This is a genomic window from Terrisporobacter vanillatitrophus, from assembly GCF_051148895.1.
GTDB lineage: Bacteria > Bacillota > Clostridia > Peptostreptococcales > Peptostreptococcaceae > Terrisporobacter > Terrisporobacter vanillatitrophus.
In genome coordinates this window covers 1256971-1273797 of sequence record NZ_CP154625.1, presented here as the reverse complement: position 1 = coordinate 1273797, position 16827 = coordinate 1256971, and the positions used below count along the sequence as shown (strand labels likewise).

At 28.4% G+C, this 16827-nt stretch carries 12 protein-coding genes; 2 read left to right on the top strand and 10 right to left on the bottom strand.

Features of this window, described 5'->3' with window-relative positions; translation table 11 throughout:
* Nucleotides 1-66: 66 nt before the first annotated feature.
* From cspC to TVTCOM_RS06395, 4 genes are all read right to left on the bottom strand, one after another.
* Complete coding sequence (gene cspC, locus TVTCOM_RS06410) at nucleotides 67-1728, bottom strand: bile acid germinant receptor pseudoprotease CspC (RefSeq protein WP_434799723.1); 1662 nt, start codon at nucleotides 1726-1728, stop codon at nucleotides 67-69.
* A gap of 59 nt (nucleotides 1729-1787) precedes the next feature.
* Nucleotides 1788-5102, bottom strand: coding sequence for a bifunctional germination protease/germinant receptor pseudoprotease CspBA (gene cspBA / locus TVTCOM_RS06405; RefSeq protein ID WP_434799019.1), 3315 nt, complete (start codon nucleotides 5100-5102; stop codon nucleotides 1788-1790).
* A 112-nt stretch (nucleotides 5103-5214) separates the two neighbouring features.
* On the bottom strand, nucleotides 5215-5424 hold the full coding sequence (locus TVTCOM_RS06400) for a hypothetical protein (RefSeq protein ID WP_434799018.1): 210 nt from the start codon (nucleotides 5422-5424) through the stop codon (nucleotides 5215-5217).
* Between the two features lie 65 nt (nucleotides 5425-5489).
* Nucleotides 5490-6815, bottom strand: a complete 1326-nt coding sequence (locus TVTCOM_RS06395) for a hypothetical protein (protein WP_434799017.1) — start codon at nucleotides 6813-6815, stop codon at nucleotides 5490-5492.
* 345 nt (nucleotides 6816-7160) lie between these two features.
* Between TVTCOM_RS06395 and TVTCOM_RS06390 the strand changes: the two genes are divergently transcribed.
* The gene (locus TVTCOM_RS06390; protein WP_434799016.1) at nucleotides 7161-8210 is read left to right on the top strand and encodes a PTS transporter subunit IIC; all 1050 of its coding nucleotides are present in this window, start codon (nucleotides 7161-7163) and stop codon (nucleotides 8208-8210) included.
* Nucleotides 8211-8305: 95 nt separating this feature from the next.
* Here the strand turns inward: TVTCOM_RS06390 and TVTCOM_RS06385 are convergent, their stop codons facing one another.
* The 5 genes from TVTCOM_RS06385 to TVTCOM_RS06365 form a co-directional block, all read right to left on the bottom strand.
* Entirely contained in the window at nucleotides 8306-9373 is a 1068-nt protein-coding gene (locus TVTCOM_RS06385; RefSeq protein ID WP_434799015.1) for a DUF6398 domain-containing protein, read from the bottom strand.
* Between the two features lie 171 nt (nucleotides 9374-9544).
* Entirely contained in the window at nucleotides 9545-9889 is a 345-nt protein-coding gene (locus tag TVTCOM_RS06380) for a cupin domain-containing protein (protein WP_434799014.1), read from the bottom strand.
* A 139-nt stretch (nucleotides 9890-10028) separates the two neighbouring features.
* On the bottom strand, nucleotides 10029-11138 hold the full coding sequence (locus TVTCOM_RS06375; protein WP_434799013.1) for a peptidylprolyl isomerase: 1110 nt from the start codon (nucleotides 11136-11138) through the stop codon (nucleotides 10029-10031).
* Between the two features lie 108 nt (nucleotides 11139-11246).
* A complete protein-coding gene (locus TVTCOM_RS06370) occupies nucleotides 11247-11804 on the bottom strand; it encodes a hypothetical protein (protein WP_434799012.1) in 558 nt (185 codons plus the stop codon).
* Between the two features lie 19 nt (nucleotides 11805-11823).
* On the bottom strand, nucleotides 11824-13353 hold the full coding sequence (locus TVTCOM_RS06365) for an FAD-dependent oxidoreductase (RefSeq protein WP_434799011.1): 1530 nt from the start codon (nucleotides 13351-13353) through the stop codon (nucleotides 11824-11826).
* 253 nt (nucleotides 13354-13606) lie between these two features.
* Here TVTCOM_RS06365 and nagA point away from each other — a divergent pair, with 253 nt between their 5' ends.
* A complete protein-coding gene (nagA, locus tag TVTCOM_RS06360) occupies nucleotides 13607-14746 on the top strand; it encodes an N-acetylglucosamine-6-phosphate deacetylase (RefSeq protein WP_434799010.1) in 1140 nt (379 codons plus the stop codon).
* Between the two features lie 119 nt (nucleotides 14747-14865).
* On the opposite strand, the gene TVTCOM_RS06355 is transcribed toward nagA, so the two are convergent.
* Entirely contained in the window at nucleotides 14866-16824 is a 1959-nt protein-coding gene (locus TVTCOM_RS06355; protein ID WP_434799009.1) for a PTS fructose transporter subunit IIABC, read from the bottom strand.
* Nucleotides 16825-16827 lie beyond the last annotated feature (3 nt).

The following is a 16827-nucleotide window of genomic DNA, read 5'->3' as shown; positions in this document are numbered from 1 at the left end:
TTTATTATTTTTCACTAAAATTCTATAATAATTCATATTTAATTTAATTTAATTTTTATTACAAATTTAATTAATATTGTTAGCAATTTTTATTAGAGTATTTTCATAGTTTAAAAGTCCATAACCTTGTGATATGTTTGGGTAAGTATATAAGCTGTTTTTAGTTGCTCCAATCATTAAATATGTTTTTAGTGGTTCGTTATAAAGAGAGTACCTTGGCAAATAAGTTTGTTTTAAAATATACTCCATTATTAATGCCAAAATTCCGCAAACTATGGAAGAACTTATTCCACTTCCAGTTCCTGTGTTATAAGTATTATTTAAAAAAGTAGAAATAACATCTACTCCAGAAGCAACAATGTCAGGTTTTATTTGTCTTTCACCATGAGGTCCTTTTGATGACCCAAGCCACATGGAATTTGTTTTTTCATTGTAAACTCCTACAGTTATTACATATTTTAAAAGACCAAATCTTGTAATAGTATAAGATGAATCACCATCTAAAAATCTTGTTGTTGGAGATATAATATTTCTGTTTGGTATATATAAATTGTAATTACCATTTATAATATACTCTGGAATAATTCTAATGGTCCAAATACCTGGTTTAATATCTCTTAATTTAATTTTTATAACAGTACCACCTGATAACAACCAAGGCAAAACATATTCTATAGAATAATTTGTATTTTCTAAATTGAAACTACCATTAATTTTATAATTACCAGGAACATATTCGCACAATTGGCTAATTTCACCTGATGGGGATATTATAGCTACTTTAATTTTATCTGGTCCAAGAAAATTTATAGTAATATCAATATTAGTATCATCTCCTTCTTGCAATATCACATCTTGATAGTCATCTTTTTCAAAAGTTACACCTTTACTAAATTGACCAGAATAATGTATATCTGTATTTCCCTCATTTCCTGTGCCACTTACAATTAATGTTCCTGATTGAGATAAGTCTGTAAAAGTATTAAGTATTGATAAATTATATAGTGACGTTGATGATGCACCTACAGAAAAGTTAATTATTAAAGGCTTATTTAATTTTTTTGATACAGAAATCACATAGGATATGGCTGCAAAAAAATCTGAACTCTCATAATTTATTTTATTTTTTCTATATGTGTTTTCATATTTTCTTAATTTAACTACTATCAACTCGACATTTGGAGCAATTCCTTTATGATTTTCTTTTATTTTTCCTCCAGAAGCAATAATTCCAGCTGTCATAGTCCCTGTTCCAATTTCATCTGTACATAAATCTCCATTTTTATTTATTATTGCCTGGTTTATTTCCTCATTTGAGTATTCTGAACCAAAAGTCATACCAATTGGTGGTTTTGACTTATCACTTTCTTGATTCCATATAGATACTATTTTACTAGTGCCATCTTCTTTTATAAAATCTGGGTGTAAGTAATCTATTCCAGAATCTATAATGGCAACTAGAATACCCTCTCCATTTAAATTAACATAAGGATTATTAAAAGTCCTTATACCAGAAGCAGCTAGAATATCTACTCCTTCTTTCAAATTATTTGTAATATTAATCAGTGTGCTCATGGGTACAGATTCTTCCCACCAATCTATCACATCTATATTATTAAGCTGTTTTGAATCATAATCTTTAGGTGTATAAATAACACCTGCTTGATTATTCAAAGGTATAAAGTTATCTATACCATTATCTTGTAGACTCTTTTTAACTTCTTCTATTGATAATCTATATAGTATAATATATGAATTTTCCTCAATTCTAATTTTTCATTCACCTCCTATATAAATTGTCCAAATGTACCTCTAACATTTAATACACCATATCCTCCTATATTATTGGGATATATGGTTCCTTCATTTCTTCTTGCACCTAATTGCAAAAATGCTTTAATATTAGGTGTGAATCCTTGTTTTGGACATTTATTGTCTACTATTGTATAATGATAAAATAAAGCACACGCTCCACTTACATAGGCTGCTGACGCTGCTGTTCCTGTTAATTTTCCATAAGTATTATTGGGATATGGCCCAATAATGTTTACCCCAGGAGCTATAATATTAGGATTTAATTCATTTTGTATACTAGGACCTCTAGATGATGGTGGCCATATATTATTATTTTGTAAATCATAGGCTCCTACTGATATAAGATAATCTTGTGTAGCCGGAAAGTTAACTGTATAAAATGGATCTGAATTAGAGAAATTTGTTCCTTCATTTAAAAAAACATTATTGTCCATATAAATATTGTATTTACCACTTATTATAAATAATCCTGTCAATCTTATCTTCCATGTACCTCTTGTTATATTATAAAAAATAATTTGGACTAATTGTTGGCCAGAAAAAATAGTTGGGTATACATAACTTATGGAATATTTAGTATTTTCAAAATTAAATTCTCCATCTACTGTTATATAATACCTCACTGAAATATCTTTGCTTTCTTCTCCACTTGGAGATATGATCTTTACATTTATTTCATCTGGTCTATCCACCCATAAATAAACTTTCAAAATAGGTTCAGTCTTTGTTACTTCAAACTCCACATCCTTACTTTCTCCCGCTCTATTAATTTTTCCACTAACATGAGTTCGAGTATTAGCTTCATTTCCAACAGCTGCCACTTCACAATATCCTTTTAATAAATTTAATTCATTTTCTACAATTCCACTTATATAACCAGTCTGCAAAATATTACCTACAGAATCATTCATTACTATAGGTCTTTTAAGTTCTTGCGCTTTGGAGAGTGCATATTGTCTTGCTATATAAAAATATGCATTATTTGTAGCACCTTCTTCTGTTTTCAATTTTACTATTACTAATTCGGCCTGTGGTGCCACACCTTCATATTGTTTTTTCACTCTGCCAAGGCCTGCACATATACCACTAATCAATGTTCCAATACCTGTTTCATCTTTTGTCAAACTATTATCCTTAGAAGCTATAGCTTTATTAATATCTTCTTTGGTATATTCCGTTCCTATATAAAATCCTTTAGGAGGATTACCTTCTTTTGTTTGATCCCATATATATGCAATTTTACTCCTTCCATCTTCATAGATAAAATCCTCATGCAAATAATCTATACCAGAATCTGCTACACAAATAAGTACACCTTTTCCTGTTATGTTCATATTAGGATTATTTTTTATAAAATTAACACCTATTTCTTCATTTGCATTTACGCCTCCACTTTCTCCTGAAGATGGTCTGCCCATTGATTCCATACTTACTATATTTGTTGCTCTAACAGTAACTTCAGATTCAAATAATTTTAATAGAGCATCTTCATAGACATTTGAAGTATTCAAAATACCTGTATTTTCCGATAACTTTGTAAATTTATATTCCAATCCCATACTTCTTAATTCATCCAAAAATCCTTCTTTTATAATAAGAAAAGCCCTATTACTGGTGTCATTCACTCTAGCATTAATGTCATATGCATTTTTACTAGTTCTAAATAAACTCTCTATTTCATTCTCTTTATAAGATTTTAGTATGACATTTCTCATATATAAAAATCCATAACCCAATTCATTCGTGGGATAAGACTGACCTTCTATTCTTCTTGCATTATCTAATAAAAGGGCTTTTAATCGTTGAGAATATAAAAACAAATCATTTCTTTGTACTATTCCCCAATCCATTAACAAACAACATACTCCTGTTACATGTGGAGTTGCCATACTTGTTCCGGTAAGAGAACCTATCGTTCCTCCTGGTAAATATGATAAAATATTTTCTCCCGGAGCCAGTATATCTGGTTTATAAATTCCTAAACTTATATCTCCTCTTCCTGAAAAAAGTGATACTGTATCTGTTCTTGAGTCAAAACTCCCCACAGTTATAACTCTAGTTGCTGTTCCTGGAACTGTTACAGTTAATATATTGCTTGGGGAAAGAAATCTTGTATCTGGGCTTATACCCTCTGATGTTGGTAAATATAAATCTATTTGTCCATTTACTATTTTTATTGGTCTAAATTTCAATCTCCATATTCCCGAATTTATACCTTGTTCAATTGATGTAGTAAATAATCTTATGGTAACTCTTCTAGCAAGAGAATATGGTTCTATTGGGTAAAAAATGCCTGTAATTCTTGTATTTCCCATGGTATTATTTAAATTAGGATTATCCATTGATAAAGCTTGAGATGATTGATTAGATGGATTTATTACTGTTATTGAAAATTCATCCATAAAATTGGGCCAAATATTTATATTAATAATCATTTCATTTTCACCAATAATAATTTCTACATCTTCATCTGAATTTTCTGTAAGCTGAATTCTCTTATGTCCTCCTTTATTAGCATTATTTCCTGCTGCAACTACAATATTATTTTTCCAAAATAGACATTGATCATCAATATATTGTTCAAACAAAGATAAACCTTTATGAGATCCTTCATTACTACCATAACTAACATTTATTGCTACTGGTCTCTTTAATTCAAGGGATCTATCTAAAATAAATTTAATTGCTCTCATAAACTCTGTACTTTTAGAATAATAATCCGTCTGTCTACTTCCCACTCTAACAAAAATTATGTCAGCATCATTTGCAATGTCAGCAGCTATTCCTGATACATGAGTACCATGAGATGCTGTTATGGGTATAGGAATATTTTTTTCACCATTTATAGCCTGATTTATATCTTCATTTGTATATAGAGTTCCTGATTTAAATCCCTCTGGTGGTGTCCCTCTGATAGACTGATCCCATAAATATAATATTTTTGATCTTCCACTAGCATCTCTAAAAATAGGAAGAGTGTAGTCTATACCTGAGTCAATCATCCCTATAATTGTACCTTTTCCAGTTAGGCCTGTTCTATTTTTAAAACTTATTATACCTGTACTAGAAAAACTTTGTACATCTTGGGTTTCTAATATAAATGGTTTCTCCACATATTCTATCTCACTATAATTTAATAACTGGTCAAATTTATTAGGATCATCGGCTATTATTATGGCATAAGTGGGACTTAATATTTCAACATCCACACCTAATTCATCTTCTAATTTTAATATATCACCATTGTATTTAACAACTACCTCATAATCTATATTAATCACCTCCATTGTAAGTAAATACGATTCTATATTAATTATATTAGCAAATATGTACATTTATGATGATTGAAGGTTTTAAGACACGTAAAAAAGCCCCATATAAAATGGGACTTTTAATTACTTAATGATGTGTATCTTCAATTTTTTTACTAAGCCTACCCATCATATTTTTTGAGAAATTTGAGATTTCCTTTGGAACACATTTTGACTCAGCTAATAAACAATATATCTCTAAGGCTCTTTTATAATCTTTTTTACCAGCATAAGCCTTATAAGCTTCTTCTGCAAGATTTTTGGATATTTCGTTAATTCTCTTAGCTCTTCTTTCCAATATAACTCTCCCCTAATCATTCTTTTTACTAATATATATTAGGATATCTATATATTATGAATAAATTAAGTTTGATCTTGTGATACTTCTCCTTTTCCTTCTTCATCATCATTTTCTTCTTCATCTTTTATAATAGTATCTTTTATACTCTCAATATTACTTGGCTTAGATGTCCCTTCTTCATTTCTTCCAACAACATAAATTTCATATGAAACCTCATTAATGTCTTCATCTAAGTCTATACTTATTATAATATTTGAATTTTTTAAAAAGGATTCTTGAGTTATAGATTTATATAGTTCAAATCCTGAATCACCTTTTATATTATCTTTAATATAAATATCATAATTCGTGGCACCATTTAAAATATCCCAACTTAAGGCAATTTTAAGCTTATTCTCCTCAATAATATGCTTAGAAAATAAGTTTCTTATCATACTATTTTCTAGAGTTCCTTCTTTTACATTTATGGTTACTACTTCGATTCTCTTATTTTCTCCTTCTCCACAACTTATAGTTATTTTTTCACTACCTTGTCTTATGCCAACTATAGTTCCATCATCTTCAAAGGTTATTGCTCTTTCCACAGGTAACTTAGATTGAGAAAATTTATATGAAATTCTTGGTGAAGTTAAATTTTTAGGAGCTGTTATTATTTTAGGTTTTAATTTTATTACTTGACCCACTGTTATATCAAAGCTACTATCTATTTGAATTCCTTTAACCCTAGCTACAATAGTATATCTTATTGCTTCCACCTTATCCTTTGATTTTGCATATATGGTTGCTTTTCCTACTCCAACAGCTTTTATCTTATTATTAATTACTTGCAATACATTTGCATTCGAACTTTCATAAGTTACATTGTATGTATTATTAAATTCTTTATAATCTACTTCCACAGAACTAGTTATCTCTGCTTCATCACCCACGTACTTCAACTTACCATCTACAGATACATTTAAATCCTCTATTAATGGGTCTACTACTCTAATAGTTACCTTTTGCAATACTCTAGAATTTTGCATAATTGCCACTGAAGTATAACCAGCTTTTAGTGCATTTAATGTAACTGTATTAGTTTCTTTATTACTATTATCTTTAAGTTCTATAGTTTTTGTATTATCTAAAATAGTAAACTTTATTTGGGGATCTTTAGCATATCCGGGAATTTTAATATAGTCTCCTGCTGATAGTACTACACTGTCACCAAGTTTAACCACATACTTATCTATATCTTGTATATACTGTCCTTCTATTATTTTAATATTTACACCTTTGATCATAGGAGGTACGGCTCCAGATTTAAAAATATAATATTGAATAAAAAATAATAATGGTAGAAGTCCAACTATAAATATAATTTTTTTATCTTTATCAACTTTTTTCATCTCCACCCTCCTTCAAGTTAATACTATTCACTCACCCTAATATATTCTAAAACAAAATTTTTATTTATTATTATTATTTATAATATATATAAATCCTTGTAATATCTTTAATAAATATTATTTCAAAATAATTCAAATTATGTTATTAAATTTCATTATTTTTAATTTTTATTTTATTATAAATTATAACAATTATCTTCCTTTTCTTCTATACTTCAATTATTATCATTATTATGTTTTTTAAAACTAAATATTTTTATGTTAAATTATTAATAATATTTGTATATAAAAATAAAACTAATTATAATATTTGTAAAGGTGATTATTGTTGAAAGGAGTTTTATAATGGGTAAAGTTAGAAATAGGCGAAGCCTAAAACAATTCGCTAAAGATAAAAATATTGAAATATCTGTACAAAGATATTTAATCGATGCCTTAAGCTATATGGCTCTTGGACTTTTTGCTTCATTATTAATCGGTACTATTTTTAATACTTTAGGAGATAAGCTTGGAATAAGTTTATTTACAGATGTAATAAATCCACTAGCTAAGCAAGTTACAGGTCCTGCAATTGCTGTTGCTATTGCTTATGGACTTCAAGCACCTCCTTTGGTTATGTTTTCTTGTGCCTTAGTTGGAGCTTGTGGAAATGAATTAGGCGGTCCTGTTGGTGCTTTTTTAGCAACCATATTTGCAGTTGAATTTGGGAAAATCGTTTCTAAAGAAACCAAAGTTGATATACTAGTAACTCCTGCAGTAACTATTATAGTTGGAGTTTTAGTTGCACAGTTTACTGGTCCTGCCGTATCTGCATTTATGACAACATTTGGAAATTTAATTATGAAAGCAACAGATATGCAACCTATATTTATGGGGGCTTTAGTTGCTGTATTAGTTGGAATAGCGCTAACCTTGCCAATAAGTAGTGCGGCCATTTGTATAATGTTGGAACTAAGTGGACTAGCTGGTGGAGCTGCAACAGTAGGATGCTGTTGTCAAATGGTTGGATTTGCAGTAATGAGTTATAAAGAAAATGGCATGGGTGGCTTATTTGCACAAGGAATAGGAACTTCCATGCTACAAATGCCAAATATAATAAAGAACTGGAAAATTTGGATACCTCCAACATTAGCTTCTGCTATTATTGGTCCTTTATCTACTACTGTATTTAAAATGGAAAATATACCAATTGGTTCTGGTATGGGTACTTCTGGTTTAGTTGGTCAATTTGGAACAGTTGCAGCCATGGAGGCTTCTAACAAAGGCGGTTCTATGATGTGGATAGGAATTTTACTTCTTCATTTCATTTTACCAACTATTATAACTCTCATTATAGCTAAATTTATGAGAAATAAGAATTTGATAAAGCCTGGTGATTTGAAGCTTGATATATAAAATTTTTTTTACTTCTCATCTTAAGTAAATGTACTTTTAGTATTAAAGACTTTATAGTTTTATTAAATAAAAAATAAGGCTGTTTAATTACAGCCTTATTTTTTTAATACATTTTTTAATAACCAATCTATAGATCCTTTAGTTTTTTTCCATAAATGTATTGACTCTTCACAGTAGAAGTTTGCTTCATTGAATAACATAGGATTTATATATACTCCTGACATTTGCATGAAAGCAGTCCATTTTATTAATTTTAATGCTATATATTTATTACAATTAACAGCATCTTTTAATGCATCTTTTGCCATAAAGATATTGTTGTTTTTGTAGTAGTATAAAGTTTTACTGTATAACCATATAGCCGTTTTGTCATCTTTATATCTTGCAAATAAATCATTTATTTCTTTTCTATCATTTTTTTCTATAAGTATATTTATTAATTTATATCTTATACCTTGATGATCTAATGGATTTAAATTTAATAATAATTCATATACTCTCTTAGCCGAATCATAGTCCTTATTATCATTAAATAAATTTCCTAAGTCTTGTAAAGCTATCATATATGGTTTTGTTATTTCATCTTCCCAATATACAACTTCACCATTATTTTCTATCATTTTCACTGCAACTTTTATGGCATTCTCAAAATTTTCAACTTTTTCTTTGAACTCATTACTTTCATGAGCTAACTGCATGAAATGTTTATACATTTTTTGTTTTTCGTCTTTTACTTCTTTAACTGGTACTTCAGTAGTTACTGCAACTTCTTCTTTTGCTAATATTTCTTTTTGTTCTACATTTTCAGTCCTATCATTAGCAGAAGATATTATTACTCTTACATCATTTTCTTCTAAGTTTAAGATTTCTTTAATAGCTTCAGCTTTATTTTTTATAGTTCCTGCTGATACTCCTATTTTTTGAGAAAAATCTTTCTTAGTCATGTACATTGAATGTTTTTTGTTAAATACTCCGTTCATATCTAACACTATGTTTAATATAGAAGCAGCCCATATATCAGTTCTTGAAGTCTCTATTATTTCTGCATTTGCATCTTCTAGTATTTCTAGGATTTCCGTACTTTTTTGTGTAAAATCTCTATTTAAGTTTTTATTTGAGAAATCCATTATTATATCTTTTATTTGTGATTTCGTATTGCTCATTTAAATCCTCCATATTATATTAAAATAACACTATTTACTATTATAACATTTTTTTTTAAAATGTATATTTAAACTTTAAAAATGTTTAATATATGATAATAAAATTTTACTATACTTAGGCGAAATTTTAATTCACAATAAAAAACTCTAGGAATATCCTAGAGTTTTTTATTACTCATTTATTACAATAGCTATAAATTCTAAATCTTCATTTCCTATATTTTCTATACAGTGTTTGTTTCCATCCGCAGTGTATATTGCATCACCCTCGTTTACTTCAACAAACTCATTATTGTCTAAAACTTTTCCTTTACCTTTTAATATGTAGTAAACTTCAAAGTCGTCTACATGGTCATGCATTCCTATAGAATTTCCTACTGGTATAGTTATTTTTGAAAATAACTTCGCCTTTCCCCTTAAGTCGTCACCTTCAACAATAAACTCTCTTTTAACTAATCCCTTACCATCTCTTAAATTAGATTCATCTGTTCTAATTTGTGATTTTCTTATTATCATATCAATACCCCCCTCTCTTTATAATATACAAATAATAATACCAAAATTATTAAGTTTTATCAATAAAGGCTCCTTTGTAAAAAAGGAGCCTTTAATTATAATGTCTGTTTTTGATTATATTAAATTGAAATTTTTAATATTACATATTTATTTTAACATCATATTTTTCTAAAGCGTCTTCTAATAGTGTACTTTGCTTATCATTACTTAAAGTCTCTATAAGAGATTCTTTTACATCATCAAAATCACTATATTTCTCTCCTGTCTTTTTAATAATATGATATCCATAATTTGTTTCCACTACTTTAGGATAAATTTCATTTGTCTTTAAAGAAAATGCTGCTTCTTCAAAGTTTTCATCCATTTGTCCTTTACTAAAATATCCTAAATCACCACCACTACTAGCATTAGAGTCATTAGAGTATTCAAGGGCTAAATCATCAAAGTTTTCTCCATTTAATGCTCTTTTAAGTAGTTTTTCTGCCAATTGTTTATTTTCCTTCTTTTTATCATCACTTAATTCTTTCCCACTTTCATCATAATTACTAATCAATATATGAGATGCTTTTATTTGAAAGAAATCTTCTTTATTATTATTATAATAATTTTGGGCTTCTTTTTCACTTACTTTAGAATTTTCTTGCAGATATGTGGTTGCTATCATTTCTTTTTTTAGACTTTCTTTCATATAGTCTTTAGTCAGATTAAACTTGCTTAAATATACATCCTCTGTTAAATTAAATGATGACTCAATTGATGACATAGTTTCAGAATAGTTATTCTCCACTTCATCATCAGTTACCGTAATCTTGGCTTCTTTTCCCGCTTTATATAATGCTTCTAGATTTGTCATATAATTTATTGTGCTAGCTTCTTGAGATTCAATTTCTTCATTTGATAATTTTTTTAATCCTTGGTAGTAAAAGTATGGTTCCATTTTTTTTGCAAAATCTTCGCCTGTTATTTTAACGTCCCCAACAGTTGCCAATACTTGTGATTTATTATAAGATTTATGAGTAGCTGGTAATGTTCTTCCCATATCCATTCCTACATAAATACCTGCTCCCATTCCTACAATCCCTACAAATAGCATAGATAAAATCGTTTTACCTCTTTTACCTCCTATGTACTTTTTTAATTTACTTTTCTTTTCTTCACTATCCTCTTTATGTGAATGATCTACAGTCTCTTCTGTAGTTTCTACATTATCTATTATTTCATTTTCTTTGTTTAGTTTATCTTGAGACATTTGGATCCTCCTAAATTTATTTCTTAATTATATATTACAACATATAATATTTTTTGTGTGAATAGAAATGGAAAGTAATATGAAATTTTTATGAATTTTAAAATATTTTTATAATTTATGCAATAAAAAAGGAGTAATCATTACTGTTCCAATTAAACCATCTACCATATCTATCATTGTGTCATTTAAACCGCCAGCCTGACAGTTTATTTTAAATAACAAATCCAAAGTAAATTCCAAAATCTCCCATAAACCTACTATAGCTAAACTAAACATAGAAATAAAGATGAAGAAAAAAACTTTTTTTATATTTTTCCTATCTTCGTTTTTTGTATATACATTAATAATTGTATATGCAACCATACTTCCAATGGCTCCAGACCATATATGTAGTATGTCATCATAATGATTTATTTTATATAATCCATAGGAAGTTCCAAGAACAAGAGAAAATAATATAAATAAATCAAGCATTATTATTAGCATATCATTAAATAAGTAATCAAATTTTTTATTTGCTAATCTAAGTATATAAGTCAACATAATACATCCTGTACAAATAGCTGCATAATTATATTTTTTAGCAAATATTAAATAAACTACAGATAAACCATAAAATAGGCAAAGTAGTATATTTAACCATTTTAGTATATTTATTTTTTTCATACTGTATAGACCTTACTAATTATAATATTTTAGGATCAATTTTGTTTTTTTCTTCATCATAAGTCTTTAGCGGTCTTAAAGCTGGTCCATTTATAACTTCTCCCTTATAAGAAAATCTACTTCCATGGCAAGGACAATCCCATGTTTTTTCTCCGCTATTAAAGCGAAGTTCACAACCTAAGTGAGTACAAGTAATATCTACTATATATAAATGGTTATTCTTATCTCTATATGCTCCATATCTTTTTCCATTTATACTTATTATTTTTCCTTCATCTTTATTAGGTAATTCACTACTTCCTGATATAAATTTACCTTTTATATAGTCAAATGCAACTTCCATATTAGTTTCTAAAAACTTAACATTTAAATAGCTTTTTAATCTACTTGGATTGTATAAGTCTTCGTATTTAGAATGATTTTTAATTATTAAATCTTTAATTAAAATAGCACCTACACTACTATTACTAAGACCCCATTTACAGGTTCCTGTTATAATATACACATTATTTTTTTCGTTATTTATTCTTCCCATATATGGTATCTTGTCTAGAGAAACATAATCTTGAGTAGACCAATCTGCTATAATCTCTTTCAAATGAAAATTTTCCTTTGCAAAAACTTCTATGGCTTTGAAGTTATCACACTCCTTATTACACTTTCCAGTTTTATGATCATATCCTCCAGCTATTAAAAGCTTTCTTCCCTTATCATCTTTGCAAGTTCTAAATGTTCTAGTTGGCATTTCTACACTAATATAATTTCCTTCTGATATTTCATTGTTTAATTCTCCACATAATAAATAAGATCTTGATGCTTCCTCTTTTGCAAAGAATAATCTTAATCCATCATACCAAGCATTACATGATGCTATTATTAAATTTTTTGCTCTAATAACATTATTATTTGCACATTTTACTAAACATTCTTCGTCAATATTTACATCAATCACAGGAGTTTTTTCGTAAATTTTTACACCCATTTTATGATTTATTTTTCCTAAGGCATCCACATATTTTTTAGGGTTAAATTGACCTTGATTCTTAAAACATAAAGCTCCTTTAATACTTAGTGGAATTCCTTCAATAGAATTCATATACTCGCAAGGTATGTTTAATTCTTTACAAATTTCATACTCTTTCTTTATATCTTTAACATATTTTTCTTCTTCTGTGTAAACAAAACTTGGAACTATTTTAAAATTACAATCTATATTATTTTCTTTTATTATGCTTTCAATAAGTTTTAATCCTTCCTCATTTGCATCATAATAAAGCCTAGCTTTTTCACTAGAATATTCTTTTTCTATTGCTGAGTATATAAGTCCATGTTGGCTAGTTACTTTTCCTGTATTTCGTCCTGATGCTCCAAATCCAATTTCATCCGCCTCTACAATAGTAACTTTTTTATTTTCTTTAGCTAATAAATAAGCTATAGTAAGTCCAGCTATGCCACCACCTACTATTAAATAATCGGTGTTTATATCACTGTTTAAACTTTCATAGCTTTTCTTTTTTTCTGATGATAAAATCCAATATGAATTCTTCATTTTTTCTTCCTTTCATAATTAATAATACTTATTATTAACAATAATTCTATAAAATATTTTATATCATCATATAAATAATTTTACCCGTATATATTTTTCGCAAACTTGATTTTTATAATTGTTTTATCTACAATTAAATCGTAAAGTTGGTATATACCAAGATGTTTTAGATTATACTAGCTCTTTATTTATTAGTGATAAACATCAATATGAGATTGTACTTTATGAAGATTTAAAATTTAGGGAGTGAATTATGAAAGCTATTGTTAATGGTAAAATAGTTACAGAAAATAATGTAATTGAAGATAAAATACTTTTATTTAATGATAAAATTATAGGATTTTGTGACAAAGTAGAAAAAAACATAGAAATAATAGATGCAAAAGGTTTATACATTTGTCCTGGTCTTATTGATATACATATTCATGGTAGCTGTAATTGTGATGTTATGGATAAATCTGTAACATCAATAAAAACCATTGGTAATGCTATTAAGAAAAACGGTGTTACTTCATTTTTACCTACTACTATGACTATGTCAAAAGAGGACATCTATGATGCTCTAGATAAAATAAGAGAATCTATGACTATAAAATATGATGGTGCACAAATTATTGGTGCTCATTTAGAAGGTCCCTTTATAAATAGTAAATATAAAGGTGCTCAAAGTAATAAGTTTATAGAAGCACCAAGCTTTACTTTTATAGAAGACTATATAGATGTAATTAAAATAATCTCTTATTCTCCTGAAGTTGATGAGAATTTTAATTTCACAAAAGAAATAAAAGATAAAACAGATATAACTTTATCCATAGCTCATACAAATGCCACATACGAAGAAGCTAAATTAGCCATAAAGTTTGGTGCATCAAATATAACTCATTTATTTAATGCAATGACACCATTAAATCATAGAGAAATAGGTGTAGTTGGAGTAGCCCTTACTAGTGATGTTTACTGTGAAATAATTTGCGATAATATTCACGTAAATCCAGAACTATTTCAATTCGTATTAAATAACAAGGGCAAGGATAAAATAATATTAATAACTGACTGTATGAGGGCTGGTTGTATGCCAGATGGTAAATATGATTTAGGTGGTCAAGATGTTTTCGTAAAAGATGGCGCAGCAAGACTGGTTACTGGTAACTTAGCTGGAAGTGTCTTAAACTTAAATAAAGCTGTATATAATTTTATGAAAAACACAAATTTATCTATAAATGAAGCAATTAATTTAGCTTCACTAAATCCTGCTAAATCAATAAATATGCATAATACAAAAGGTAGTTTAGAAATAGATAAAGATGCTGATATAGCTTTATTCGATGAAGAAATGAACTGCTATATGAGTATTGCTAAGGGTGAAATTATTTTTAACAATTTAGATAAATAAATAGTTATAAATTTTCGCAATAAAAAACACCTTTTAAAAGGTGTTTTTTATTTTCATAATGAATTATCTTATATTTTCATATAACTATAAATCATCTAATTTTATTTATAGTAATAAACTTAATTTACTTTATCCAATGGCTTTTTAAGAATTGCAAGTAAAATTGCTCCTACTACTGAACCAGCTATCAATGCCACAAGATACATTAAAGGATTTATTATTGTTGGAAGTACAAATATTCCTCCATGAGGAGCTCTTAGTCCACATCCAAATGCCATAGATAAAGCTCCAGCAAGACCTGAACCTATTACACAAGCAGGTATGACATGAAGTGGATCTGCTGCTGCAAATGGAATAGCACCTTCTGTTATAAATGATAATCCCATTATATAGTTTACTATTCCTGACTTTCTTTCACTTTCGCTAAATCTATTTTTGAAGAAAGTTGTAGCAAGAGCTATTGCAAGAGGAGGTACCATACCACCTATCATAACTGCTGCCATTATAGCAAATTGTTCTGGTCCTGCATTTACTACTGTAAGTTGAGCTGTACCAAATACATATGCTGCTTTGTTAAATGGTCCACCCATATCTATTGCCATCATTCCTCCAAGAACCATTCCAAGTAATATTTTACTAGTTCCACTCATTGAAGCTAATAAGTTGTTCAGTGATGTATTTATAGAACCAACTATTGGATTTAAGCTTATCATTATTAATCCTATTAAAAGTATTCCAAACACTGGGAATAATAAAACTGGTTTAATTCCTTCTAAAGCATCCGGTAAATAAGAGAATAATTTTTTAAGTAATAATACTAAATATCCACCAACAAAACCAGCAAGCAGTGCACCTAAGAATCCTGCACTTACTGGAGATGCATCAGAGAAATTCATAATATTGTTAAAAGTATATCCTGCACTTGCTATAGTCCCACCAACAAAACCAACTGCAAGACCTGGTCTATCAGCTATACTCATTGCTATATATCCAGCAAGAACTGGTAACATAAATCCAAATGCTTGGCCACCTATTGTTTTAAAGAATGCTGCAACAGGTGTATTCATCCCAAAGTTAGCTGGATTAATTGTGTAATCATCAAATAGGAAAGCTAAAGCTATAAGTATTCCTCCACCAACAACAAATGGTAACATGTGAGATACACCATTCATTAGATGTTTGTAAAATTGTCTTCCTATACTTTCTTTTTCATTTGATGCTTCTTGTGTATCATTCCCTTGAGAACCCTGAAAAATTTTAGCATCACCTTTAACAGCTCTGTCTATAAGTTCATCTGCTTTGTGTATACCATCTGCAACTTTTGTTATTATAACTTTTTTACCATTAAATCTGTTCATTTCAACATTTTTATCAGCTGCTACAATTATACATGTTGCATTTTCTATTTCTTCTTTTGTTAAAGCATTTTTAACACCTGCTGAACCATTAGTTTCAACTTTTATGCTTACTCCTTTATTTGCAGCTTTTTGACTTAAACTTTCTGCTGCCATAAAAGTATGAGCTATTCCTGTTGGACAAGCTGTAACTGCAAGAATTGTAGGTAAATCAGATTTTTTTTCTTCTACAACTACTCCACTTGCTTTTTCTTCCACTGGGAATTTTTCTTTTTCTTTTACATTTATTAAATTTAAGAATTGATCTACTGAAGATGCATTTATTAAATCATTTCTAAAACTTTCATCCATTAGTATTGTTGATAGTCTTGATAATACTTCAAGATGAGTATCGTTAGCTCCGTCTGGTGCAGCTATCATAAAGAATAAATGAGATAAACTATCATCAAATGCTTCGTAATCTATTCCTTCTTTTGATATACCAGTAGCTATACAAACTTTACTTACTGCTTTGTTTTTTGCATGAGGGATTGCTACCCCTTCTCCTATGGCAGTAGTACTTAACTCTTCACGAGCAAGTATTGCTTCTTTATATTCTTTTTTATTATTTAAATTTCCACTATTATTAACCAAATCAACTAGTTCATCTACTACACTTGATTTGTTTTTTGAAACTAAGTTTAGTTTCACTGAATTTTTATTAATAAGATCTATTATCCTCATTTT